Below are 26,200 nucleotides of genomic sequence, written 5' to 3' on the forward strand. Positions count from 1 at the left end.
AATATATTGACAAATATCTTATCTTTATGTAAACTTATGAAAGTTTAAATAATTTCTGAAAGAGGAGGTTTCATTATGGCTGATAATCGACTAATTGTCGCACTAGATGTATCATCATTGAGTGAGATGAAACAAATAGTGGAATCATTAGGTAATTCCGTTAGCTATTATAAGGTTGGTATGGAGTTATTTTATTCAGCAGGCGAAGAGACAATACACTACTTGCAAGGGCAAAAAAAATCTATATTTCTAGATTTAAAATTGCATGATATTCCTAATACTGTAGCACATGGTGTATCCGCTTTAACTCGATTAGGTGTTAATCTTATGACTATACATGGTCAAGGTGGGTTTCTTATGATGCAAGCCGCTGTAAAAGCTGCCAAAGAAAGTGCCGAAAAGTTAGGTATCCCCACGCCAAAACTATTAGCTATTACGGTATTAACTAGCTTTGACGATGCATCGTGGCAAGATGTAGGTGGGCAGTTACCAATTTCTAACCAAGTAATTCGTATTGCCAAATTAGCTAAAAAAGCAGGTATGGATGGAGTAGTCGCCTCTCCTTTAGAAGCGAAGTTAATCCGTGACACTTGTGGCGATGATTTTCTGATTGTTACTCCTGGTATCCGTCCCTCTTTCGCTATTACCAATGATCAAAAACGAATTGCTACACCGGCTAATGCATTAGACAATGGTGCCTCTAAATTAGTAATAGGTAGGCCTATTACACAATCCACAGAACCACTAGAAGCTGTTCGCTTAATTGTAAAAGAAATGGAAGGCATAAACCAATGATGACAGAAAAAGAAGTAAAACAATTATTAATTGATACAAAAGCAATCTTAGAAGGTCATTTTTTATTAACTTCTGGATTACACAGTCCCCTATATGTAGAAAAATTTAATGTATTACAACACCCACAGTATACAGAAAAACTTTGTCGCGAATTAGCAGAATATTTTCAAAACGAAAAAGTAGAGCTCGTGATAGGTCCGATGACTGGTGGTATCTTACTAGCTCATGAAGTAGGAAAAGCGCTTGGCACACGTGCTATTTTTACAGAACGTGAAAAAGGTGTTATGACACTACGTCGTGGTTTTAAAATCGAACCTGGTACTCGTGTACTTATTGTAGAAGACATTGTAACCACTGGTGGCTCTGTAAAAGAAGTAGTCGATGTAGTCAATCAATCACAAGGTGAAATTGTAGGTGTTGGTTTACTAGTAAATCGTAGTGGAGGAAAAGCAGAGTTTGGTGTGCCTAAAGAAAAAGTACACGCCCTACTTAATTTAACAGTACCTACGTATACACCTGATGCATGTCCTCTTTGCGCTGAAAAAATTCCAATGACAGAACGTGGAAGTCGCCATAATAAATAAAATATCCCTATTTCTTATAGAATAGAATATCTATCTTATGAAACCATCTAGCTGTTAATACAAATATCCAACAAGCAGCTAGGTGGTTTTTACTATGCTAATGCATACTTTATGATAAATTATATTACAGTAAAATCACACATAAAACAATTATATATAAAAGAAAAAGCAAGTCTACCGAATGAGTCCCGCAATGGTAACTATTAGAATAGACTTGCTTTTTTACTATTAATAATTATAAATACTTATCGATTTACACTATAATTATTTTTTTCCTAAAGATTTTTGGAATACTTGTGTAGCATTTTGTTCAAAGAAGTTTAACGCTACTTCTGGGAATAATGCATAGGATAATACATCTTCTTCAGAGAAATCAACAAAACCTTTTTCACTTAATTCTGCACGATATTTATCCATTTCATTTGGAATATCTGCAGGGCTATAAGGTACAATTTTTTCATCGCCCAAGATTTTTTTCTGAATTTCTTCAGAAATAGCTGCTGGCAAATGTCCATATTTACCACGTACTAAGTCTTTTACTTCGTTAGGAGTTGCAGTATAACGATCCATACCATTAGCAGCAAAGTTTACGTTCATCATAGCCATAGTACCAACAATTTGACTAGTTGGAGTTACCAATGGAGGATATCCTAAATCAGCACGAACACGAGGCATTTCATCCATAACATCGAAGAATTTATCAGCCATACCCATTTCTTTTAATTGATTTTGAGTATTGGATAACATACCACCAGGAATTTGATAACGACGAACTTCTGGTAATACTTCATGAGCAGCTTTAATGCCAAATTCATCTTCAATTTCTTTACGCACATTACGGAAATGTTCTACCAATGGACGTAATTTATCTAAATCTAAACCTGTATCGTATTCAGTACCTTTAAACATTTCAACAATACTTTCTGTAGCTGGTTGAGATGTTGCATGACCAAATGGGCTTAATGCAGTATCAATAATATCAACACCAGCTTCAACAGCTTTTAGATAAGTAGCACTAGCTAATCCGCAAGTGAAATGACTGTGTAAGTCAATAGGAGTTTTATCACCAAGCACTTTTTTCAAATCTTGAGTTAACGAGTAAGCATCGTAAGGAGCTAATAACCCAGACATATCTTTAATGCAAAGAGAGTCAATGCCCATTTCTTTTAATGTTTTCGCTACATCAACGAACATTTCATTCGTATGAACTGGAGAAATAGTATATACCATTGTGCCTTGTACATGAACACCATATTTATTACAAGCTTCAATAGCTGCTTTCATATTTTCTGGGTCATTTAATGCATCAAATACACGAATACGATCAATACCATTTTCTTTTGCTTTTTTAACAAATGCATCTACTACATCGCCTGCATAATGTTTATAGCCCAATAAATTTTGGCCACGAAGCAACATTTGTAATGGTGTATTTTTAACGTGTGCTTTTAAAGTACGAAGACGTTCCCATGGATCTTCATTCAAGAAACGCAAGCAACTGTCAAATGTAGCACCGCCCCAGCATTCAAGAGCATCATAACCAACTTCGTCCAATTGTTCTAATACTGGTAACATTTGACCAATACGCATACGAGTCGCTAAAATGGATTGATGACCATCACGAAGAACGGTTTCCATAATTCTTACTTTTTTCTTACTCATAATTCTTCTCCTCCACTGATAAAGTGCAATTAAAATATCCTCTAAACTATTTCAATATATCTATGCACTTTAGATTTGTATCGATAGTTAACCTTTTGTTAACCTTTCATAAATGTGACCTCATGAAAGATTTCTCTTCTCGATATACATATATTACACTACTTATAAAATTCTTTGTCAACATGTTTTCTATGCGAATTAATCATGATAGTGTGTTTTTTATCGTTCTACTATCAACTCTATCCATTTAATGCCTACAAAATATAGTGATATCTCAATTTTATTAACTATCTCTTTTAGTCATAACATTTCTCTTGATTTATACTATACCGAAATATATCAATCTAATACATTCAAAATTATGGTATAAATATTATATAGCACTTAACTTTGTATATAAAAAGCATTAATGATAAAATTAATCTTTTATCATTAATGCTTTTTTATTTATTTAACCTTTTTAGGTGCTGTTTCCAATAGGATATGTTTTCCATTTCGCTTCACTTGGATAGAAAAATCCCCTTCACCCTCACGAAAGTACTCCATTTTAATATCTAATAACATTTTACCAATTTGTGTTTTTACCTTATCTGTTAAAAATTCTTGATAAAAAGACTCTTGCGTCTGTACTAGTGATTGGTGAAATTTAGGTTTATTTCTGATTGCGTCTTTTTCCAACATAATTGTTTCAAAATTATCTTCTTCTACAATATTTTTTAACATATCTGTATCAGATAAACCTTTTTGTATTTTAAATTTACCCATATTACTCACTCCTAAACATTTTCAATCTGAGTATATAGCTTCTATATATTTATTTTTTCTTTTTTTCTGTTGTATCAGTATCATCTGTTGCTTTAACTGTGTTATCGCTACCATTTTCCATAATTTTTTTCACTTCTGACATGGTCACTTCCGATAAAGTAACTGGTGTTTTATAACTAAAGACAGTCGTAAAGCCAACACCCAATTTTCCTTCGCTAACGGAAATCGCATTGTCATCCTTATCAACTTTAGCAATATAAATATGTTTAGCTTTATCAACACCTATCAAACGGTATCGTCCATTTGGATTAATAACTCGCCATCCACCTTCAACACCATCAAACATAAATACATCGCCTGTGCGAACATTATCGTAGAAGAAATTATCTTTATCGTAAAATACAGCTATACGCCCTATATTAGAAGCTTGCATATAAACACGACGTGTATCATAATTGGCATCTGTACGATAAATTCTGTACACATTGTCGCTTATCTTCAATTTCATATACACAACATTAGTTGCTGTTGAATAGGCTACATCGACAATTTTACTACTTCTAGGGGCATCTTCAATTTCTGTATCCACCTCATGTTCTGGATTCGATGGATCAAGTCTAGCTAATACAACTTCATCTTTTTCTCCACCATATAACCCCATAATAGCTAATGCTCTATCTGGCATCCATTCAAAATAACTAATAGAACGTCCCTTTAGATCGATGTCAATTGGAGTATCCTCACCGGATTTGTAAATTTTGAGCGATTCCTCTGTGACAACTGCCATATATTGATGATCATGAGATACATATTTATGACCACTTTTTATATCAGGAAAATCGCCTTGTTCTAAATCTTCATCAGTACTGCTAACACTAAATTCTGTTGTTGGTGCGAAAACAACTTGATCTAAATAGTAATATAAGCCACCTTGTAGAAGTATACCCACTACAAAACAACTTAACACTTTATTAAATGGTTTCATAGTACCTCCTATTTTACAATAAATGCTGTGGGAATCATACGCTCACCTAGTAAATCAGCTGGTTTATTTACTACTTTCCCATTATAATACAAAGTCGTACTCGAACCACCATCTAAATTAGCTGCAATATAACAGCCTTTTTCGTATAAAATATCCTGCACATCTCGCAAGGTAGCGCCAATAGAATATCCTGGTTGGCGACCATCAATAACTAAAAATAAAACCGTACCATCTTTCTTCTGACCAATAGCTGTTCTAGGCCCAACGCCCCAGCCACCATCACCATCTGTAATCATCTTCTTACCATTTACAATCAATGGGGGGCCAAAAGTAATACCTTCTTTCGCCTTCATATCAGCTAATTCTGTTTTATTATAATTACCGGCAATTAAATTACCCGATTTAGAAAAGCCTACAAAATCTACGGGCTCATCAGGTCCCACATCTTTACCAATAATATAATTCCCATCGTTTAAAATGAATCCATACGGTAATCGTCCTGTTCCAGTCCCATTAGGATCATGAAAGCCACCGCCATTAATAGCTGCTACAGCCCCATTCATCTTAGCAATGTTACTCGTTGTATCTCCTTTTTCCTCTATATTAGCTGCAGTAGCTACTTGAATTCTCTTTGGATTAGGTATTTCTAAAATATAGCCTACAAATCGATTAGAGTCTATTTTTTGTAAATTTAATGTATTATCTTCTTTCACATCAAACTTAAATAAATCTTGATTTTTAACAGTACCTACAGTACCTAAGATTTTTTGTAACTGACTTTCATCAAAAAGCCAGGTAATATAAAATGGATGTCGCGACTGTAAAATAGCCCCTACTACGGCGCGTTTAACATTATTAAATGGTCCTAAAAGAATCACAAATGGTGCACTAATAATTGTGAATATGCACACGCTAATAATAAATTTAACCCATGTTTTTTTTAAAAATGATTTCATATTAACCTCTACTACTGTTACATGATAGATATTATAAATTAGAGTAATGTTCTGTACTTAATCGCTCTTCGAAATGTTTAATATCAACGGCATTACCAATCCAAACTCTATTTAATGTATATGGATCATCTCCTGTATGAACCCATCCAGAATTCATTGTCACTGCCATAGTAATACCTGCAGTTTTGGCCGCTTCACGGGAATCTTCGTTCATATCTCCATAAGGAAAACAAAACCAATGATTATCTATAATTCCTAATTCTGAGGCTAATTTAGTTTGTCCTCTTTCTATATTAGCAATTTGCTCTTTTTTAGATAGGTCGCCCATACTTATATGTTGAAATCCATGATTAGAAATAGTCATGCCACCAGATTTCATTTCTCTAAGTTGATCCCATGTTAAACGAGTACCCACATCACCAGGATTTACAAATATCGTCGCTTGTAGTCCCAATTCTTTTAATACAGGATACACAATGCTATATGTATCCGCATACCCATCATCAAAATTCAAAACAACAGGTTTTACTGGAACTGGTGTACCATGCATAACAAAATCATAGAGTTGTTCCATAGAAATAGTATGATATCCGTTATCTTTCAAAAATTTCATTTGTTCTTTGAATAAGTCTTCACGAATTACCGCATCATTATTTACATCATTACCAATTTTATGATACATAAGAACAGGAATTCCTTTAGGAACTTCTGTAGGCACCTTAGATTGCTGCGATTCTACTTCTTTTACAGGTGTTGTTTGTCCTGTTTTTTCAAAGAAGCAGCCGCTTGTAATAACCATACATATAAGTACTAAGATTATTCCATATAAACGCTTCATGACTCTCTCCTTATATTAGTTTGGTACATAAGAATATACTATCAACACGCTCGTAATTTTGAATATCTTTTATTTTATCATTTTTTTTAAAAATAATCAGTAATAAATTCTAATGCTATCATATATACTATATATATGATGATATTTATTATTGCCTATAAAAATTATAAATTACATGACTCGACACAACTCCAATATTTTTACTCTTCTTTATATACTATTTTATATACTATATTTTCATAAAAATAATCACGCATACAGTACTACTGTATAGTACTACTGTATAGTGCTCCTAATCAATCATCCTATTACGATAAGATATTCTATCGCATACATCTTCCTAATGACTTCAATTTCTATTTCTACTCGTCTATTTATAGATACAAAATATAGATCATAAATTTACTAAATTAAGATAGGAAATAAATCATTTTATATTTTTATAATGTTATAATATATAATACAGTGTTAACATAAGCAACATATTATATGTCATCTTCACTCATGAAAGATGATAGGTGACAACAGATAGTTTATTTAATCTAAACAAGACCATTCCTATCTACTACTTCTAATGAACAAAATAATATGATGTTACATTACTTTTCATTACACTAAAAAACATGTATTAACGATAAGGAGTATGTAAGCTATGAAAAAAAGTATTGCTGTGGTTCAAATGAATGTACATGTAAAAGATACAGAGTATAATTATAAAAATGCATTATGCTTATTACAACAAGCCGCACAATTACAACCAGATATTATTGTACTTCCAGAAACGTGGAATACAGGATTTTATCCATCAAAAGATTTGTTACAATTAGCTGACACCAACGGCGAACACACAAAAGATATGCTAGGAAATTTTGCTCACAAATATAATGTTAATATATTAGGTGGATCCGTAACTACTAATTATAACGGACAAATATATAATACCTCCTATGCATTTAATCGCGCTGGCGATGTTGTTGGTACCTACAATAAAATTCACTGCTTTACACCAGCAAAAGAAGATCTATATTTTAAAGGCGGCGAAAAAATAAGTAAATTCTATTTTGATGGAATCCCTTGTAGTATGGTAACATGTTACGACATTCGTTTTCCTGAACTTGTCAGGATGGCGGCTTTACAAGACATTCATGTTCTATTCATTCCCGCCCAATGGCCTACTATGCGACTTAATCATTGGATTACCCTTTCTACTGCTAGAGCTATTGAAAATCAATTATATGTATGTGCTGTTAATGGTTGTGGAAAAATCGGAAAAGCCCAATGTGCCGGTAACTCACTACTAATTGATCCATGGGGCAAAGAACTGCTTCATTTAGAAGATCATGAAGCTATTGCTCTAACTACTATTGATATAGATATAATTAATGATATTCGTTCCAAAATCAATATTTTTAACGATAGAAAACCTTACTTGTATAAATTATAATTTCCCATACTATACTGATATAATGTGAAAATTATTATACTACAGATAACCTACTGTCTGTCCATTAGATAATTTACTAGACAAACTGTATCTGCCTAGTAAATAATTTAGCAGGTTGATTTTCATAGAATCGCAAAGATCTAACGATATACAAAAAGCCTACAGAGAATAATTATTCTCTGTAGGCTTTTCCTACTTAACTACATGGAGGAATTAGTTTCTATCATACGAATTACCACATACCAATTAAATGTTGTACATAAATACTAACGATAGAAATAGCTATCCAGCAACAAGCACCTAAAAGTAACGCACGTCCACCACTTTTAATTAACTTAAGAATATCAGTATTCAAACCAATTGCCATCATAGCCATAACAATCATAAATTTAGATAACTCTTTCAAAGGTGCAAAAAATTCAGCACTAACTCCTGATGCCATGCATACAGTAGTAATTAAAGAAGCGATCACAAAATATAAAATAAAGTGTGGAAAGATTTTTCTAACACTAACTTCTTCGTCACTTTCCGATTGATTACGTTTTGCTTTATATACTTCATAAGCACCAAGACATAATGTAATAGGAATAATAGCTAATGTACGTGTTAGTTTAACAATAGTTGCATATTCAAGCGCATTTGAACCAGGATGCATTTCATCCCAGATAGCTGCTGTGGCTGTTACCGACGATGTATCATTAACAGCTGTACCAGCAAACAAACCAAATCCCGCATTAGTAAATCCTAAAAAATCACCTAAATTAGGGAATACAAACGCAGCTACTACATTGAAAAAGAATACTACTGAAATTGCTTGTGCAATCTGTTCTGTATCTGCTTTAATAACAGGTGCTGTTGCAGCAATGGCAGAACCACCACAAATTGAGGAGCCTACACCAATTAATACAGCAGATTTTGTCTCTAAATTCATAACACGATATAAGACAAAAGTAACAATCAAAGAAGTAGAAATCGTAGAAATAATAACAGGTAATGAATCATAGCCTACTTTTACAACTTCTGCAATATTCAATCCAAAGCCCAAAAAAATAACCGCATATTGTAGTACTTTTTTTGATACAAAACCAATACCTTCGCCTGTCTTACAACGATTTTTATAAAACATAGCAATAATAACACCGAACACAATAGCGAAGATAGGTCCTCCAATTACAGGAAATGCTTTACCTAATAACCAGCATGGTATTGCTAAGATAAAGCTAAATAAAATACCCCAACCTTTTGTTGCTAAGAATTTCATGATAACCATCCCTTTCATACTGTTATAAAGACAACCCTCCAATTTGTCTTTATATTCTTAGTGATTTATATTATACGCTTATATAAGTATAAATACTACTACTTATTTTATAAAAATTTATTTTTTATAGTCCTTATAGATACTAAGGACAGTTAATTATTTTATATATTCTCTAGTTGCCAATATCTTATAAATATACCTGCAAGTTGTAAAAACAATTTATATTTATATACACCAATATCCTAATGTAGTAAATCGATTAATCAATGCTTCATAATAATTATCGGCTAACATAGCGTACGTCGAATCATGACACGTAGTAGTCCCAAAAGAAAATCGCAAAATTTCATCTATAATTTCATGTTTTTCCCTTGGAAGGCTGAAAAATTCCATATAGTGAATATCTTCCTCAGTAATATCTCCCACTGCTTCATTATATATATTAGCGGGGTATAATTTGCCTTTACCTTCTTTCAGAACAGTAATTTTTATAAATTTAGTAAGTTTACTTGGAATATAACTGCGATTATCTTCATATGAATGTGGAGAAACATCAGAATACATGCATCGTATACCACCTTTAACACAATGTTCCACTAATAAATATTGCCATTGCGATAGATAATTTCTATAACTATCTTGATCTGCCTCATTCGTATGAAGAACATATCTAATTGATTCTTTCACTATAGCAATAGATTGTTCAAACTGAAAACTTCTTTCCATATCATGTAACTTATTTAAGGTACTACGCATAACAGCATCTGAAATAGTATTAATAAATTCTTTATCAAACATCACTTGAAAGTGAAAGTTTGACAATATATCAGCTACCATTGCATCACTATAGTTTTCTATAGAACATAAATGAGACGTTGTTTTTGTTGCCAATTTAGACTTGCAGAATATAGATTTTCTAAATGATGTATCCACTATAAAATCTAAGTATTGTTCTTGCTCTATACGACTATCTGGTGCCAATTTCTTCAATCGACTAGCCAATGCCTTATCATATGTGGATACTGCCGATAGCGTTAAATCTGCATCGCATAAATAGGACAAATCATATTTTTTAGCATGCTCTATAAACTGATGAAAATAAACTGGGTCATTATGAGGCTCTAAATGATCATGTCCCACATAATAGTCATCTTTTTGTATCGTTCTTTTAAGAGCCTGTAAGAATTTTTGATTTTTTTGTTTTAAATCATTGTAATTTAAAATTTCTGTACCAATGACACTGGCTATATATTTGGCATGTTGAACTTTTTTATTATGGTTCCAACCTTCTAGATGTCGATTAGCAAATAGCATTAATTGGCGCACTTCTTCCATTACATGCCACCCTGGGAATGTATTATAGGAAATATAGGCAATCCCATTCTCCGCTAAGTTTTCACTACAAATTCGTAATATATGATCTTTAACTACATCATTAACCCATGAATACATACCATGGACAATAATATAGTCGAATGTACCAAATGATTTATCGATATTAGCAATGTCCATTGCAATCAAAGAAACATTTGGAATTTCACAGGATTCAATAATCGCTTGTCCTAAATCAACTTGACTTGTTGATAGTTCAACCCCTACAAATGTAGATTCTGGTTGAAATAAAGCTTGAGAAATGATATTTCCACCAAAAGTAGATCCTAATTCTAATACTCTAGCCGTTCTTGATTCTGCTGGCACTACGCCCATTAACCTAGCTCGCGTTTCTAAAAAATTTGGCATAGTATAGGGGAACGGATAAGAAATATATCCCAACTGTTCATATACCTCTTGCTGTATATTCTTATTATTAATAGCACTCATAATTCAATTTCTTGCCTCGCTGATCAAAAGATAACTACATCTATGCGCGGTGTATAAATTTTCTCACCTAGTATCTTTCATTAATGCACAATATAGATTGCTTCTACAATACATAGAGTTATAATAGGAATATTCCTGTAAACACTATATAGAAAAGTCTCTAAAATCACTCATTATTCTACACATACTCTAGTAATCACTGTCAAACAAATAATGCATTCTATCGTAGGATAATCAATCCTAAACAAATAAAACCTCATAAGTACAATAGGCTACTGTTAAATTTTTACTATAGCCATAGATGTATCACTTACTATACCTAACAATAACAACCTATAACAGGCTTATTCATTGTTCCTATGGAAATTATTTACTCATAGTAGTTCTAATCACTATATCAAAAACTCACTATACAGAATATTCTGTATAGTGAGCATAAGTACCTTCATAAACTATCATTAAAAATGTCTAACCAGTGCTAAAAATTATTTAACTTTAAAAACCACATTAATATGTAAGTCCTCTGTATTCTCTCCATTTTCTATATCTGATGCAGAGTCCATCATATCTGACTTGGCTGCTAAATTAACTGCACGATACATGCGAGGGTTATAGTTATAATTATCATCAACCACTAATGAATCCACTCCTACCACACGTGTTCCTAATGCTGCTGCAATCGCATCTGCTTTAGTACGTGCATCTTTAGCGGCCAACACTAATAATTTTTGACGTTGAGCATCTTTAGCAACTGTATTTAAGTCTAATTTACTAAGTCGTACATCACTGATCCCCGCCTTAGCTGCTGCATCAATAATATAAGACGTCTTACCAATATCATCCATTGTTACATCAACTGTATTTGTCACCACATAGGTAGTTCTAAATGTGTCTGTATCCCCAATGCGATATTGTCTATCAGTAATTTCATATTTACTTGTACGAATATCTTTATCTAAAATACCTAGCGAATGCAACATATTTTTAAAATCTTCTGATACTTTATCATTATCATTCTTTGCTTCTAGCACTGTATTTCGTTCAGTTTTATTGGTAACTGATACAACAGACTGTGTCGCTCTATAGGTATCATGAGCAACTCCTTCTACTGTAATTGTTCCTACATCACTAGCCAGTGATACTGGCTGATACGCAATTGTCACTGCTAACAATCCAACTGCTGCTAATATACTTTTTTTCATCATACAATTCGCATAGTTGCATATTGCAACTATGCACTCCTTTCTCTAATTTACTTAATTCTATGTCGCTTAATGCGTTTATTCATTTACATTCATATTCTTAATAACTTATTTTAATTATAACATAACTAATCATTTAATTACATCATCAAAGAATAAAATTAATGTGTAGAAATTGTATCTATATTTTATATTTTCGAACATTGCATGGAATTGTTTTCTAAACGTTCATATATAGTTGAAAAATTTTTCTATTTACAGTATAATGATACAGGTTTATTTTGAGATTTTACATAAATTCATAATACCTCAAAAGGAGATATAGTAACTATGATCAATACAACAAATATTTTTGATTATGAAGATGTCCAATTAATTCCTAATAAATGTATTGTAACAAGTCGAAGTGAATGTGATACTACGATTACTCTTGGTAATCATACCTTTCGCTTACCTGTAGTACCCGCTAATATGCAAACTATTATTGATGAAAAATTAGCGGCTAAACTAGCCGCTAATAATTACTTTTATATTATGCATCGTTTTCAGCCTAATACACGTGCTGAATTCGTCAAAAATATGCATGAACAAGGCTTGTTCGCCTCTATCAGTATTGGTGTAAAGAAAGATGAATTTACATTTGTAGAAGAGTTAAAAAATGCTAATCTAATCCCTGAATACATCACAATTGATATTGCTCATGGTCATTCTAATCAAGTTATTGATATGATTAAACATATTAAAGCTAATTTACCTACTAGCTTTATTATTGCAGGAAATGTAGGTACCCCTGAAGCGGTTCGTGAATTAGAAAACGCAGGAGCTGATGCTACAAAAGTAGGAATTGGGCCTGGTAAAGTATGTATTACTAAATTAAAAACTGGTTTTGGTACTGGTGGATGGCAATTAGCCGCTGTTCGTTGGTGTGCAAAAGCGGCAACAAAACCTATCATTGCTGATGGCGGAATTCGCGATCATGGTGATATTGCCAAATCAATTCGTTTTGGTGCTACCATGGTCATGATTGGTTCATTGTTTGCAGGTCATATTGAATCTCCTGGGAAAAATATAGATATTAATGGCATTCCTCACAAAGAATATTTTGGAAGTGCATCTGAACATCAAAAAGGCGTTCGCAAAAATGTAGAAGGGAAAAAAATATATATTCCTAGCAAAGGGTCTATTATGGATACATTGACAGAAATGGAACAAGATTTGCAATCATCTATTTCTTATGCTGGTGGTAAAACATTAAATGCTATTAAAAAAGTTGATTATGTATTAGTCAAAAACTCCATCTTTAATGGAGACCGTTAATGCTACTACTCTTCTAGTAAACACATAATGATTTCAATAAATTCTCGCACGTCTATCCAAATTGCGGTTCTATTATATATGTATATTTCTTACTAATATCGTATATACAACCAGTAAAAATACTTCTAAAAAAGCGTCTCTTAGATGTAACTCTAAGAGACGCTTTTCAATGCAATCACATATTTCCTCAAATCAGTTATTATATTATGTATCCATATGTTTATTAGCCTTGTTTTGGTCATAAATAACACTGCCTACGGCTATAGCTGCACCTACAACACTCATTACAACTCCGCTTTTACGAACTTGTTTAGATGTAACATTCGGCAAATAATTTGGAATCTTACCTACTGCATATAAACAATTGGCTACTGCTGGCACAATATATTTACTTTTTATTTCATTCACGTCCATATGTATCAAGACAATTTTATAAATAACTACCTCACTATAAGGATTAATTGTCCTGTGCCTCCTTTCCCTTATATTTATTATGCATGAATAAAAAGAATTTGTGAATAGGAAAATAAAATATATTCTATTTTATTTAGAATTTATATGTTTTACCATTTTTCTATCAATTCTATTTCTCTTTTTCTAATCTTCCCATATAATTCTCTGTCATCAACTATTATTTTTTAATTCTACTTAGTACCATACTATCCAATATATTACACATACTCTATTAGTACATTGACAAACATAGGTTTTAACACTATTATCCACTCTATATCTAGAAAAAAATTTACTTATCAATTATAATAAATACCTAACTTAATATAATAATACGATATGACTAGAATAAATACATATCTATCTATTTCAAATATTATTTAAAGGATTCTTAATGACTACATTACATACGCAACCTAATCATCAGCATATTTTATTGATTAATGATCTGCCAGGATATGGGAAAGTAGCTCTCGCGGCCATGCTACCAATTTTATCTCACATGGGATTTCATGTCTATAATTTACCTACCGCACTTATATCTAATACATTAAACTATGGAAAATTCTCCATATTAGACACAACTAGCTATATGAAAGATACCTTAGCTGTATGGAAACAATTAGACTTTTCTTTTCATGCTATTTGTACTGGTTTTATTGCATCAGAAGTGCAAGCATCTATCGTATTCGACTTGTGTGCTGCCGAATCAAAAAAGGGCACCAAGATTTTTGTAGATCCCATTATGGGCGATGAAGGGCATCTATATAACGGCATGACTAACCAGACGATACAATATATGCAAAAATTAATCTCTGTAGCTGATTATATCATTCCCAACATGACAGAAGCTTTATTATTGGCAAAAAATTCTTGTCACACCAAAAGCTTATCTAAAAAAGAAAGTATTACTCTCATCAATACACTTAGAACAATGGGCGCTAAATCAATTGTTATTACGAGTGCCAAAGTAGAGGATATTGATTGCGTCATTGGCTATGACAATACTACTAATACCTATTTTAATATTTCATATACGCCTATTCCTATGCGTTTTTCTGGAACAGGTGATATTTTTTCATCAATTTTTACAGCACATATATTACGTAATAAATCTGTAGCAGATAGTGCCAATATAGCCATGGATTTAGTAAAAGAAATGATTGTACTAAGTCAAAAATCTAAAAATGCATATAAAGGATTGCCTTTAGAATTATATTTATCATTATTATAATCTCACCTCTATATGACATCTTCAATAGAGCTATCAAGGAACTCTCTAATTACTAGGCAAATTACAATAAAATATCAACTCTTTATACGTCTTACGCACTCATCATCATTCAATCTATCTAACCTATTTTCTATCTATCCTGTAAAAATAATAATTCCTATGGTTTATTTACCTTTTATATTGTTCTACTTATGAAATAAATGTAGTGAAACATCTATACTCTATTCCAATACTATAATTAGAATGTTACTAATTACTATAAGGGACTGTTTGAGAGCTAATCTTTAAATATCTATTATAATTATTCACTATAAAAATATAATTCGGCACCAAAAACACCTACAATTAAAATGTAAAATGATTTCATATAGTAAGTAAACCTGTTAAGATATATAAGAATTGAATACATTACTACAATCATGCTACAATAAAAAAGATATTACATGTAATAAGGAGTTTCTTATGTTTGATATAAATCCAATTCATATTATTGCTTCATTACCAGCCATTATTATTGCCATGGTATTTCATGAATATGCCCATGCACGTATGGCGGACACATTAGGTGATAAAACACCTTATAATATGGGACGTCTCACTCTAAATCCAATGGCACATATGGATTTTTTAGGTTTATTTATGCTTATCATTGCTCGGTTTGGCTGGGCAAAACCAGTGCCAATTAATCCTATGAATTTTAAGCATCCTCGACGTGATGACATCATAGTATCCTTAGCTGGGTCCCTAGCTAACTTATTAATTGCCTTTATTTTTACTGGTCTCTATATACTATATAATCATTGGCAACCCATGTCTTATGGATTACAATTAGTCGTATCCTACATAGTACTATATAATATTAATTTTGCTATTTTCAATATGATTCCTCTACCTCCACTTGATGGATCTCACATAGTAGCAAATTTACTACCTGATACTATGTCTAGTATCTACCAAAAAATTGCCCCTTTTAGTTTTATTATATTAATAGTATTGCTCTATACACCTATATTAGCTATAATTCTAATTCCGCTACAACGATTTTTCTTAACTATATTTAATGGTTTTTTTACCCTATTTTTACTATAATCATTAAAATGATAGACAATAATTAACTATCTCTCATAAAAATCCCCCCTTCACTGCTCATCCAGTAAAGGGGGGATTTATCAATCTGTTGATGTTATAAACTTTTATATGCATAAAATAAAACGGTTACTTTCCATATAAGCATATCAAATTCTATAAGATATGTAACTATATAAACATGAGTCCGTACCTACAAATCTATGAAATTGTGCATATACCTATAAATAAAATACTCAGTATAGATACTATGGACAAATAAAAAATATGACCTCAACTAATTATACTAAAATATAATACACATATATAAACGTTAACACATAGACAAATTCATTGCTCCATAATTCGATAAAATAGCGAAGTATACACTCTATAAGCAAGAAAACAGTTCATAATAATCGAATTAGTATTCAATTAGTCAAAATTCTTTTTAATACTATCATAAAAAAGATTCTTATAAAATCATACCTACTCTATAAGTCGTTATAATCTTATTTTCCTGTAAAGTTAGGTCTCCGTCGCTCAGCAAAAGCTCGTACACCTTCTGCAAAATCATCGGTTTTTCCTAAATTACTTTGCAAGGCTACTTCTAATTTGACATATTCATCCCAACCACTAAATACGCTAGCCCAGACCATTTCTTTCATGGCTTTAAAAGAAAGCTCTGGACCCTTTGCTAAACGTTTAACTAAACGGTCAACCTGTTTATCCAATATCTCTGGTTCACACACCTTATAGACAAAACCATACTCTTTTCCACGCTCTGCTGTAACCGCTTCTCCAGTCATTGCTAATTGAATTGCACGATTCATGCCAATTGATCTAGTTAATAAGTACATTCCACCTGCATCAGGTGCCAAGCCTACATTAACAAAGGCTTGAATAAAACGACTTTCCGTAGAGGCTATACAGATATCTGCAGCTAGCACCATATTAAAAGCAGCTCCCGCCACAGCACCATTTGTCACCATAACAACTGGCTTTGGCAACTTTTTCATAGCAAAAGAAATCTGCATAACCAATTCAGCGATTTCTACTAATGACTCTTGATCATTTTCTTCCACAGCACGTTTCATTTCAATTAAGTCGCCACCAACAGAAAATACTTTCCCATTCGCTTTAATCACCAATACATGAACACTGTCATCCATTTTAACCCGTTCAATAGCATCTAATATTTCTTTACACATAGGAACATTAAACCCATTGTTTACCTCAGGTCTATTAAATATCAACGTAGCTACTCTATCAGTTACCTCATATATAATTGTTGTATATTCCAATTGATACTCCATTCTTTATATTATACATAATAACACTATTCTATACTGAAAATATCATATCCTAACTTTCAGAGTATAAAATAAAACTATTCTTCAACACTAACTATACCTATGCTACTACTTCATGTCTGCCATACAAGCATAAAGTATAGTAGCAAGTATAGTAATATCGAGATTTATGTATTTATTATATCGAATTTTATAAAAAAGGTAAATATAGCCTATATGAAAGAACTATGAATATGCAATATATACTTCTATGTATAAGGTTTTAACAATTTATACTATAATAACTCCTATTAATTCAACTCTATCAGACAATGCCTAGAGACCCTAATGACCCTATACGAATTCCTTTCTGAATACTAAATAAAAGAGCGTATGATCGCTAGATTTTTTTACTTACAAACTGTGTAATAATTATATAAGAAGATGTAATTGTTTATCTACATTATAATAAGAAACTACAACCATCATTCTAATAGTAATTTGTATACTTTCACACAAGAAAACACACAAATAATTCACTAGCTAACTTTCCAATTGCCACGTATCTTAAAAGATCAATAACGTCTACTTTATACTCTTATAGCCATCAACAATTGAAATAATTTCACCAGTTCTCGGATGAAACATAAGCCCATGCACTACTACATCATGAGGAATAAGTGGATTCATTTGCAACGCTTCTACTGTTTCTACTACATTTTCCTCAGGATGTTGAAAACCATCTGCCCAATGTTCTAGCTCATGCTGTATCATATGAATTACTTCCTGTTTAATACCACGAGCCAACATTTTTTCTGTTAAATTTTTAGAAGTAGTCTTAGCCATACCACATTCATGATGACCAATAACTAAAATTTCTTTCACACCTAATTCATAGATACATACTAGTAAACTGCGAACAACAGAATCAAATGGTCCACTAATGCAATTTCCTGCCACTTTAACTACTTTTGCTTCTCCTCTACCAATATTCATAGCATCTTCTAAAAAATTAACAAGCCGTGTATCCATACATGTTAAAATAGCAAGCTCTTTACTTGGCAATTTACTAGACTTTGTATCATGTATATCATAATCAATTTCTTTAGTAGCAATAAAATGCTTATTAAACTTTAAAATTTCATCAACAAGACTCATAGTATCTCCTTATTTATACAGAACAAAGTATAATGTATAATGCATATAAATATATAGTATTGCATTCCGTACTATATTGTAACACACGTTTCACCATAAAAAATAATATGATATGCTAGAGAAAGGGATTAAAATTTTTCATAGATAGTTCATATAGTGACCATATACTACAAAGAAAAGGAGGTTATTAACCTTGAATAACAATTATTTGTGTCATAAAAAATATATTATTGTATGTGTAATTATACTCATACTCATCATTGGTGGTTTACTTGGGTATATCATAGGATGTAAGTATTCAACCTCTATTGCAACTGACACACATACAAACAATTTGTCATCTCCTACAGCACCACTAAGTAATGGAAGAAATACCTATGTAGTACAAGCCGTAAAAAAAGCAAGTCCTTCTGTAGTAGGTATTACTACCCAAATATCCCAGCGAGATATTTTTAACCGCTCTGTAGTAGTTGGAGAAGGTGTCGGTTCTGGTGTCATTTATAATCACGATGGTTATATTATTACAAATAATCATGTAATCGAAGGCGCTACTAATCACGAAGTGACAGTAACCTTATCAAATGGCTCCTCAGTCACTGGTACCGTCATAGGTTCCGATGAAGAAACTGATTTAGCAGTCGTTAAAATTGATACATCTCAAGATGTATCCCCTATTGAATTGGGTAATTCAGAAGCATTGCAGGTAGGAGAGCCAGCTATTGCCATAGGAAACCCTTTGGGACTTGAATTTCAAGGTTCTGTTACTACAGGTGTTATCAGCGCCGTGCAACGCACGATTGATGCTCAAGGGCAGCGTTTCCCTCTAATTCAAACAGATGCGGCTATCAATCCTGGAAACTCAGGTGGTGCTTTAATCAATGCTGATGGCCAACTCATTGGCATTAATAGCTCCAAAATTGCTAAAACAGGTATAGAAGGTATGGGATTCGCCATTCCTATTAATCAAGCAAAAAAAATTGTGGATGAAATTATTGCTCACGGGAAAGTGATTCGTCCCTATTTAGGATTATGGGCTATTGATAAAGAAACAGCTAAGCAATATAATATCCCATTTAATGATGATGGTTTATTAATTGCTAAACTAGATACAACTGGTCCTGCAGCAAAAGCTGGTCTTCGACCTGGAGATATTATTATTAACGTAGATAATAAAGCTATTCTAAATCTAATAGATTTAAAAGGTATATTAGATAGTCACATGCCAGGAGATACACTTTCTATACAATTTAAGCGTGATCATATAAGCTCTACCATTAACGTGACAATCGACGAACTAACTAAATAACTATAATAATAAAAGTTCATGACTACAATAATTAGTCATGAACTTTTATTATATAATGTAATATACACCTATAAACTAATAGAAATATATTCTATCTTGACCTATAATCTATGCCTATCTCTATAAGATACTACAAGTCTTACTAAGTATATTAATAGTAAATCTATATATCTATCGTTACTTAAACATTTCATCTAATGCAGCATCATCTAACAAGGATCCTACAGTAAATGGACCAAAAATGCCAAATCTAGCACTCACTTCATCAAAGCGCATTTCATAAACAATTTTTTTAAATTGTAAACTATCATCACACATTAATGTGATTCCCCATTCCCAGTCATCAAGACCAACTGCACTCGTAGTAAATTCACTTAATTCTGGTTCATAAGTCCGACCAATTCTTCCATGAGAACGCATTAAACGAGCACGCTCTGCTTTATCTGTCATAAACCAATTATCTTGTCCATCGCGTTTTTTCTTCATTGGATAGAAACAGATATACTGTTTGCGAGGAATATCTGGATATAATTTAGCTTGAATGAGGGGATCATTGATATCATAATTACGATAATTACTTTGTTCAATAACTGATACAAAGGAGCTACCTTTTTCAAAGACACTAAAAATTTTTAATTTTTTTAATTGTGTTTCTATGCGGTTTAAATCTTTAATGGTCGGTTGTAAAAACCAAAACATTATATCGCCTTTTTGTCCTGTTACATGATACATGGCGTAACTACTTGTATGAGCTTTATATCCTACTTCTTGTTCCGCAATAAATGCTTTTAATTCCGCCAACATATCTGCTTGCGCTGCAGGTGTTATAGCCTGCCATTTCTGAAAATCTACGCCATACACAGTATGTAAACTATACCATCCCTCAAAGGTTTCTACAGCATTAGATGCAGTAGTTTCTGTTTCTACATTCTGAACATGTGTCTGTGCTGTTTTCATAATAACGCCTCCTATAATAATTCTATGTAAGATTAAAATAATCTAAACTATAGTACAAAATCATATGACTATTTTATAATTCTACCATAAAACTATCAATCTAATATACTGTTAATTATATTGACTATATAATGATATCTACTATACTATCAAAAGTCATATCCTATGCTAGCGTATATAGCACCACTAAATAACCTATAAAGAAGTTGATATCTTATCTACCAATTCTCTTGCCTGCTTTACCCCATCAGGCATTCCTATGCCATCAAAAGGTGTTCCAATTAAATATAAATCCGGATATGTACGATCTACATGTGTTTGTATGCGATGTACCAATTCTCTATGTCCTACCACATACTGCGGCATACTATCAATAAGTTGCATCACTTCAATCCACAATGGTTCTGCAGTAAACCCCATAATGCGACGAATTTCTGTAAGAGCTAATTGTCCTAATTCATGTTTTGATAAATTTTGTACCGTAGCATCACCTGGTTTTCCCAAAAACACTCGCAATACAACTTTATCATCTGGTGCTGTTTGAGGCCATTTTTTTGTTATATATGTACAAGCTGTCAATGGTGTTTTAGTTTTCCGTGTAATAACAAATCCCGTTCCATCTAAAGGAATATTAAAATCGTTAGCATTAAATGCCATCACTGCAATCGCACAAGATGACTGCGCCATACTAGACAATTCATCAAAAGCTCGATCATCATTAAACCAATGCTTGTAGGCCTGTGGTGGCGTAGTAATAATTAGAGAATCCACTTCAATGTTTTTATCCATAATATCTGCCTTAGCATCTGATACATTCATTGTCAATTGATTATCTTCAGTATTGGTTACAGTCGAATTATATGTACGAACCACCATATGATATGTATTTTGAGTTGTTCGCTCAATAGATATAATCTCCTGTGACTGATGCAATGTTACATTCTTAGGCATTTTATGTATCAAGGCATCAATGATAGAGATGAGTCCGCCCGTTACTTGCCGAAACATACCTTTAGTACCATGTTTCTTATCAGATACAGATACTTCAGATTGTCTTCTCTTCAACGCAAGCATGCCCTTTATCATATTACCATATTTTTTTTCTAACTGATGAAAATTAGGAAATGTAGCATCTAAACTAAGTGAATAAATATCACCCCCATAAATGCCTGAAAGCAATGGCTCAATTAATTTATCTACCATTTCTTGTCCTAAATGATACTGAAAAAAATGTCCTATCGATATATCACCCGCAACAGGATAGGGGGCTTTAAAAATATCCATTCCGGCTCTTACTTTACCTCTCCAAGAAATTAATGGTGATATAGCAAAAGGAACAAATTCTGTAGGTATACCTACAATGGATCCACCTGGAATTGGATACATTCTATCCCTATCATAAATATACGCTTGCCCCGTTGCATTACTAACAATCGTATGACCCAATCCTAGTTCTTGAATCAATTCAGTTAATTCAGTTTTTCGAGCTAAATATGAATCTGGTCCTGTTTCTACTACATACCCATCAACACGTTTAGTTTGTATTTTACCGCCAAAATGATCTTCTTTTTCATATAGATCGATATGCCATAATGGTTGTGCTTGTGCTAAATAATAGGCTGTGCTTAAACCAGTTAAACCGCCCCCTATGATTGCCACTCGTTTCATTACTATCTCCTACTTATCCTTCCTATCTCCCATTGCTTTATATACAGCATTCGTCATAGCTTCTACTGCATATGTATTAGTATTAGGCATTATCGGGCGTAAATATATCATATCATGTAATTCACAAAAATTTTTACACTCTATATCATTATCATATAACACTTCTAAATGTTCTGTAATAAATCCTACAGGGATGATTACAGCTATTTTATATCCCTCGGAATATACACGTTGCAATACTTCACTTATAGTAGGTTGTAACCATGTACCTCTAGTACCTGCACTTTGCCAAGCTTGATACACTGCCGACTTAGGTATATCAATGGTTACTAGTATTTGACTAATCAAATCAGATATTTGTTGTGTATATGCATCACCTGCATCTACTACCATCTGTGGCATACTATGAGCGGTAAAAATAAACGCAATCTCATGTATACGTTCTAATCCATTGACCTGTAAAACATCCATAATTCGTTGAGCCCAGCACAATGCTAATTTTCCATCATCATACCAATTACTTACCATCGTAACCGGTATATGATACTGCTCAGATACATCTGAAATCATCTTGGCATACGGCAAACGTGTTGCTGGTGTATCAAAGGGCGTGCCTGGTAATCCTATTACCTTAGTAATGCCTGCGTCTTTCATAGCATGAAAAGTTTCATACATATATGGTTTAGCATATAAGCATCCTAGATAATATGGCATTTCTATACTAAAACGACTATATATCATATCAGCTACAGCGCAAACTTGTTCTTCATTGTGTGTCAATAATGGAGATTTCTTAATAGCCGCATACCGTTTCTGTAATACATTTACTTCTACCTCTGACGGTTCTCGTCCACCTCGAATGCGTGTATAAAAATCTTTAATATCGCTCTGAGTTTCTGGCGACCCATATGTCATAAACAATAGGCCCCATCGTTCTTTTACTATAGTTTCCATTATACTTGCGAGGCCTCATGCACATAAGCAACCACACGCTTAATTACATCTGGATTTGTATCAGGTAAAATTCCGTGTCCTAAATTAAAAATATGTCTACCATGTAACTTGCCATGCATTAAAATTCGATCAATTTCAGCTTTTAAAATGGACCACTCACTAAACAAATATAAAGGGTCTAAATTTCCCTGAATCGTCTGTTGAATGCCCATATGCTTAGCTAATTGCCATGAACAACGCCAATCAATACCAATTACATCAATCGGCAACTCTTTCCATACTGGTAACAAATGAGTCGTTCCTACACCGAATATAGTGATTGGCACATGAGGGTATTGACGATGCAAGGCATCTATCAATCGACACATATGAGGGAATATACGATAATGATATACTTCTGTGCCTACAATGCCAATCCATGAATCAAAAATCTGAATCGCATTAGCTCCAGATTTTATTTGATATAATAAATAATCAATACTCATATCTGTTAATTTAGTCATTAAATAATCCCATAATTCTGGTTCACCTAATAACATTTGTCGTGTTTTAATATAATTTTTAGAGGGTCCTCCTTCTATCATATAGCTAGCTAATGTAAAAGGAGCACCACAAAAGCCAATTAAAGGAACTGTTAATTGTTCTTGTGTCAATAGCCGAATTGTTTCCCCCATAAATGGCAACTCTTCTGCCATGTCAAATCCACGCAACTGGTCGATATCATGCCGTGTTCGAATGGGATTAGCAATCACTGGTCCTATGCCGGATTGAATCTCTACATCAACCCCCATCGGTAATAATGGCGTCATAATATCATTATATAAAATGGCTGCATCTACATCATATTCATCAACAGGTAACTTAGTAACGTAAGCACATAATTCTGGTTCTCGAACAATATCAAATAGAGTGCGACCATTCTTAATTTCTCTATACTTTACTTGACTACGACCAGCTTGGCGCATAAACCAAACTGGCGTATGCGCAGTCGATTCACCTGAAATCATTTGTAAGTAAGTTCTATTCATTGTATTCTTTCCTTTATATTACACCTTCGCACTCTTTTCTTTACATATTTTAAATTATACCACAAAGATATACTTTCCGTATCAAATTTCTACAATTTATCTATTAAGTTCTCTCTAATAAAAGCTATTCATACAACTTGCTCTTCTCCTTACTCATCAAGCATATATAGGATGATACCCTAGATATAATGATACGTTTCTAAAAAATTATTATCACTTCTTCTTCATCATTTATAAATTATAATTAATAATTATTTTCAAAATTAAATCTATCTAATTATGCTTTCCTGCTATATAATAAGAGAGTATAGATGTAAAGATAATTATCATATACTATATCGTAGGAGGTATTATGAACACAAAATTAACAGAATTATTACATATTAAATATCCTATTATTCAAGGCGCTATGGCTTGGACTTCTGAACATAAATTAGCTGCTGCAGTGGCAAATGCTGGTGCCACTGGTGTTATTGCTTGTGGCGGACGTTCTACTGAATGGGTTCGTGAAGAAATACAACAATGTAAAGCTCTAACTGATAAGCCATTTGGTGTAAATATTATGTTAATGGCTCCTAATAAAGATGAAATTTTACAAGTAATTCTAGAGGAAAAGCCTGCCTTTGTAACACTTGGTGCGGGCAATCCAGTGCCTTATATTAAGCCCTTACAAGAAGCAGGCATTAAAGTTATTCCTGTTATTCCTAATGTTAAGTTGGCAAAACGTGTCGCTGATGCAGGAGCTGATGCTATTATTATTGAGGGCCAAGAAGCTGGCGGTCATATCGGTACACAAGGGACAATGCCATTAATGGAAAATATACTTCCTGAAGTATCGATTCCTGTAATCGTTGCTGGTGGTATCGTAGATGGAAGAGGACTAGCCGCTGCTTTAACAATGGGTGCTGAAGGCGTGCAAATGGGATCTCGTTTTATTCTAGCCGAAGAATGCACTATGCATCTAAATTGCAAAAATGCTATTATCCGTGCCACTGATACCGATAGCATCGTAACTGGTCTCACATCTGGTCATGGTGGCGTACGCAGTTTAAAGAATGAATTTACAGAAAAATACCTAGCCGCTGAGTTTAGTAAAACAGTCACCAGAGAGGAATTGACTAACATGTCTAAAGGGACTAATAAATTAGCCGCTATTGATGGTGATATTGTCAATGGAGCTGTTCAATGTGGTCAAGGTTTAAATCGTCTAACTAAAATAGAGCCTGCTAAAACGATTGTTGACTCTATTATAGCTGAAGCAGTGGAAGCAATTACCGCTGCTCAACGATTTATTTAATAGAATTTTCTATATAAAAACAGTACTATATTATACACGTAGTAATTTCATAATATATACCTATCTAGCTTTATAATGAATAGAACCTATACAAGTGATGCTAAGCATAGTGTCTAATAAAATTAGTTATAAAAAGTCTACACTATGTACCACCCTAT

The 26,200-nt window shown here is 32.9% G+C and carries 23 protein-coding genes; 8 read left to right on the plus strand and 15 right to left on the minus strand.

All coding sequences use genetic code 11. The annotated features are described in order from the left end of the window. Positions 1 to 75: 75 nt before the first annotated feature. Positions 76 to 795, plus strand: a complete 720-nt coding sequence (gene pyrF, locus K357_RS0101965; RefSeq protein ID WP_028257217.1) for an orotidine-5'-phosphate decarboxylase — start codon at positions 76 to 78, stop codon at positions 793 to 795. Further along, positions 792 to 1,379, plus strand: coding sequence for an orotate phosphoribosyltransferase (gene pyrE, locus K357_RS0101970; protein WP_028257218.1), 588 nt, complete (start codon positions 792 to 794; stop codon positions 1,377 to 1,379). Before pyrF ends, pyrE begins: the two co-directional genes overlap by 4 nt. A gap of 264 nt (positions 1,380 to 1,643) precedes the next feature. On the opposite strand, the gene K357_RS0101975 is transcribed toward pyrE, so the two are convergent. The 5 genes from K357_RS0101975 to K357_RS0101995 all read right to left on the minus strand — a co-directional run bounded on the left by K357_RS0101975 (position 1,644) and on the right by K357_RS0101995 (position 6,585). Beyond that, positions 1,644 to 3,041: a pyruvate carboxylase subunit B gene (locus K357_RS0101975; RefSeq protein WP_028257219.1), complete on the minus strand. Its 1,398-nt coding sequence runs from the start codon at positions 3,039 to 3,041 to the stop codon at positions 1,644 to 1,646. 447 nt (positions 3,042 to 3,488) lie between these two features. Next, a complete protein-coding gene (locus K357_RS0101980; RefSeq protein WP_028257220.1) occupies positions 3,489 to 3,806 on the minus strand; it encodes a hypothetical protein in 318 nt (105 codons plus the stop codon). A gap of 49 nt (positions 3,807 to 3,855) precedes the next feature. After that, positions 3,856 to 4,791 (minus strand): hypothetical protein, encoded by a 936-nt coding sequence (locus K357_RS0101985; protein WP_028257221.1) that lies wholly within the window; start codon positions 4,789 to 4,791, stop codon positions 3,856 to 3,858. 8 nt (positions 4,792 to 4,799) lie between these two features. Continuing rightward, the gene (locus tag K357_RS0101990; protein WP_028257222.1) at positions 4,800 to 5,747 is read right to left on the minus strand and encodes a phosphodiester glycosidase family protein; all 948 of its coding nucleotides are present in this window, start codon (positions 5,745 to 5,747) and stop codon (positions 4,800 to 4,802) included. Positions 5,748 to 5,778: 31 nt separating this feature from the next. Next, positions 5,779 to 6,585 carry a polysaccharide deacetylase family protein gene (locus K357_RS0101995; RefSeq protein ID WP_028257223.1) on the minus strand — a complete coding sequence of 269 codons (807 nt, stop codon included), beginning with the start codon at positions 6,583 to 6,585 and terminating at the stop codon, positions 5,779 to 5,781. 652 nt (positions 6,586 to 7,237) lie between these two features. Here K357_RS0101995 and K357_RS0102000 point away from each other — a divergent pair. Next, positions 7,238 to 8,029, plus strand: a complete 792-nt coding sequence (locus K357_RS0102000) for a carbon-nitrogen family hydrolase (protein ID WP_028257224.1) — start codon at positions 7,238 to 7,240, stop codon at positions 8,027 to 8,029. 232 nt (positions 8,030 to 8,261) lie between these two features. Here the strand turns inward: K357_RS0102000 and K357_RS0102005 are convergent, their stop codons facing one another. The 3 genes from K357_RS0102005 to K357_RS0102015 form a co-directional block, all read right to left on the minus strand. After that, positions 8,262 to 9,290, minus strand: coding sequence for a YeiH family protein (locus tag K357_RS0102005; protein ID WP_028257225.1), 1,029 nt, complete (start codon positions 9,288 to 9,290; stop codon positions 8,262 to 8,264). Between the two features lie 225 nt (positions 9,291 to 9,515). Next, positions 9,516 to 11,111, minus strand: coding sequence for a class I SAM-dependent methyltransferase (locus K357_RS0102010; RefSeq protein ID WP_028257226.1), 1,596 nt, complete (start codon positions 11,109 to 11,111; stop codon positions 9,516 to 9,518). Between the two features lie 485 nt (positions 11,112 to 11,596). Next, the gene (locus tag K357_RS0102015) at positions 11,597 to 12,316 is read right to left on the minus strand and encodes an SIMPL domain-containing protein (RefSeq protein WP_028257227.1); all 720 of its coding nucleotides are present in this window, start codon (positions 12,314 to 12,316) and stop codon (positions 11,597 to 11,599) included. 327 nt (positions 12,317 to 12,643) lie between these two features. Between K357_RS0102015 and guaC the strand changes: the two genes are divergently transcribed. Beyond that, positions 12,644 to 13,630: a GMP reductase gene (guaC, locus tag K357_RS0102020; RefSeq protein WP_028257228.1), complete on the plus strand. Its 987-nt coding sequence runs from the start codon at positions 12,644 to 12,646 to the stop codon at positions 13,628 to 13,630. Between the two features lie 204 nt (positions 13,631 to 13,834). Here guaC and K357_RS0102025 read toward each other — a convergent pair whose 3' ends face one another. After that, a complete protein-coding gene (locus K357_RS0102025) occupies positions 13,835 to 14,038 on the minus strand; it encodes a hypothetical protein (RefSeq protein WP_156004863.1) in 204 nt (67 codons plus the stop codon). A gap of 439 nt (positions 14,039 to 14,477) precedes the next feature. Here K357_RS0102025 and K357_RS0102030 point away from each other — a divergent pair, with 439 nt between their 5' ends. Both K357_RS0102030 and K357_RS0102035 read left to right on the plus strand, forming a co-directional pair. Further along, on the plus strand, positions 14,478 to 15,317 hold the full coding sequence (locus K357_RS0102030; protein WP_028257230.1) for a pyridoxamine kinase: 840 nt from the start codon (positions 14,478 to 14,480) through the stop codon (positions 15,315 to 15,317). Between the two features lie 462 nt (positions 15,318 to 15,779). Next, positions 15,780 to 16,406 (plus strand): site-2 protease family protein, encoded by a 627-nt coding sequence (locus K357_RS0102035; RefSeq protein WP_028257231.1) that lies wholly within the window; start codon positions 15,780 to 15,782, stop codon positions 16,404 to 16,406. Between the two features lie 488 nt (positions 16,407 to 16,894). Here the strand turns inward: K357_RS0102035 and fabM are convergent, their stop codons facing one another. Both fabM and K357_RS0102045 read right to left on the minus strand, forming a co-directional pair. Beyond that, complete coding sequence (fabM, locus tag K357_RS0102040) at positions 16,895 to 17,686, minus strand: trans-2-decenoyl-ACP isomerase (RefSeq protein ID WP_028257232.1); 792 nt, start codon at positions 17,684 to 17,686, stop codon at positions 16,895 to 16,897. Between the two features lie 573 nt (positions 17,687 to 18,259). Then, entirely contained in the window at positions 18,260 to 18,832 is a 573-nt protein-coding gene (locus K357_RS0102045; protein WP_028257233.1) for a beta-class carbonic anhydrase, read from the minus strand. Between the two features lie 193 nt (positions 18,833 to 19,025). Here K357_RS0102045 and K357_RS0102050 point away from each other — a divergent pair, with 193 nt between their 5' ends. Further along, on the plus strand, positions 19,026 to 20,138 hold the full coding sequence (locus K357_RS0102050; RefSeq protein ID WP_028257234.1) for a S1C family serine protease: 1,113 nt from the start codon (positions 19,026 to 19,028) through the stop codon (positions 20,136 to 20,138). A 177-nt stretch (positions 20,139 to 20,315) separates the two neighbouring features. Here K357_RS0102050 and hemQ read toward each other — a convergent pair whose 3' ends face one another. From hemQ to hemE, 4 genes are all read right to left on the minus strand, one after another. Then, the gene (gene hemQ, locus K357_RS08555) at positions 20,316 to 21,095 is read right to left on the minus strand and encodes a hydrogen peroxide-dependent heme synthase (RefSeq protein ID WP_051211987.1); all 780 of its coding nucleotides are present in this window, start codon (positions 21,093 to 21,095) and stop codon (positions 20,316 to 20,318) included. 195 nt (positions 21,096 to 21,290) lie between these two features. After that, positions 21,291 to 22,763 carry a protoporphyrinogen oxidase gene (gene hemG / locus K357_RS0102060; RefSeq protein WP_038113392.1) on the minus strand — a complete coding sequence of 491 codons (1,473 nt, stop codon included), beginning with the start codon at positions 22,761 to 22,763 and terminating at the stop codon, positions 21,291 to 21,293. A gap of 9 nt (positions 22,764 to 22,772) precedes the next feature. Further along, positions 22,773 to 23,717 (minus strand): ferrochelatase, encoded by a 945-nt coding sequence (hemH, locus tag K357_RS0102065; RefSeq protein ID WP_028257236.1) that lies wholly within the window; start codon positions 23,715 to 23,717, stop codon positions 22,773 to 22,775. Further along, the gene (gene hemE, locus K357_RS0102070; protein WP_028257237.1) at positions 23,717 to 24,745 is read right to left on the minus strand and encodes a uroporphyrinogen decarboxylase; all 1,029 of its coding nucleotides are present in this window, start codon (positions 24,743 to 24,745) and stop codon (positions 23,717 to 23,719) included. Before hemE ends, hemH begins: the two co-directional genes overlap by 1 nt. A gap of 352 nt (positions 24,746 to 25,097) precedes the next feature. Here hemE and K357_RS0102075 point away from each other — a divergent pair, with 352 nt between their 5' ends. Then, positions 25,098 to 26,042, plus strand: a complete 945-nt coding sequence (locus K357_RS0102075; RefSeq protein WP_028257238.1) for a nitronate monooxygenase — start codon at positions 25,098 to 25,100, stop codon at positions 26,040 to 26,042. Positions 26,043 to 26,200 lie beyond the last annotated feature (158 nt).

The organism is Veillonella montpellierensis DSM 17217 (assembly GCF_000426745.1).
Lineage (GTDB): Bacteria > Bacillota > Negativicutes > Veillonellales > Veillonellaceae > Veillonella > Veillonella montpellierensis.

Coding starts and splice junctions, on each gene's coding strand:
- pyrF (WP_028257217.1), top strand. CDS start 76: ATGGCTGATAATCGACTAATTGTCGCACTAGATGTATCATCATTGAGT.
- pyrE (WP_028257218.1), top strand. CDS start 792: ATGATGACAGAAAAAGAAGTAAAACAATTATTAATTGATACAAAAGCA.
- K357_RS0101975 (WP_028257219.1), bottom strand. CDS start 3,041: ATGAGTAAGAAAAAAGTAAGAATTATGGAAACCGTTCTTCGTGATGGT.
- K357_RS0101980 (WP_028257220.1), bottom strand. CDS start 3,806: ATGGGTAAATTTAAAATACAAAAAGGTTTATCTGATACAGATATGTTA.
- K357_RS0101985 (WP_028257221.1), bottom strand. CDS start 4,791: ATGAAACCATTTAATAAAGTGTTAAGTTGTTTTGTAGTGGGTATACTT.
- K357_RS0101990 (WP_028257222.1), bottom strand. CDS start 5,747: ATGAAATCATTTTTAAAAAAAACATGGGTTAAATTTATTATTAGCGTG.
- K357_RS0101995 (WP_028257223.1), bottom strand. CDS start 6,585: ATGAAGCGTTTATATGGAATAATCTTAGTACTTATATGTATGGTTATT.
- K357_RS0102000 (WP_028257224.1), top strand. CDS start 7,238: ATGAAAAAAAGTATTGCTGTGGTTCAAATGAATGTACATGTAAAAGAT.
- K357_RS0102005 (WP_028257225.1), bottom strand. CDS start 9,290: ATGAAATTCTTAGCAACAAAAGGTTGGGGTATTTTATTTAGCTTTATC.
- K357_RS0102010 (WP_028257226.1), bottom strand. CDS start 11,111: ATGAGTGCTATTAATAATAAGAATATACAGCAAGAGGTATATGAACAG.
- K357_RS0102015 (WP_028257227.1), bottom strand. CDS start 12,316: ATGATGAAAAAAAGTATATTAGCAGCAGTTGGATTGTTAGCAGTGACA.
- guaC (WP_028257228.1), top strand. CDS start 12,644: ATGATCAATACAACAAATATTTTTGATTATGAAGATGTCCAATTAATT.
- K357_RS0102030 (WP_028257230.1), top strand. CDS start 14,478: ATGACTACATTACATACGCAACCTAATCATCAGCATATTTTATTGATT.
- K357_RS0102035 (WP_028257231.1), top strand. CDS start 15,780: ATGTTTGATATAAATCCAATTCATATTATTGCTTCATTACCAGCCATT.
- K357_RS0102045 (WP_028257233.1), bottom strand. CDS start 18,832: ATGAGTCTTGTTGATGAAATTTTAAAGTTTAATAAGCATTTTATTGCT.
- hemQ (WP_051211987.1), bottom strand. CDS start 21,095: ATGAAAACAGCACAGACACATGTTCAGAATGTAGAAACAGAAACTACT.
- hemG (WP_038113392.1), bottom strand. CDS start 22,763: ATGAAACGAGTGGCAATCATAGGGGGCGGTTTAACTGGTTTAAGCACA.
- hemH (WP_028257236.1), bottom strand. CDS start 23,717: ATGGAAACTATAGTAAAAGAACGATGGGGCCTATTGTTTATGACATAT.
- hemE (WP_028257237.1), bottom strand. CDS start 24,745: ATGAATAGAACTTACTTACAAATGATTTCAGGTGAATCGACTGCGCAT.
- K357_RS0102075 (WP_028257238.1), top strand. CDS start 25,098: ATGAACACAAAATTAACAGAATTATTACATATTAAATATCCTATTATT.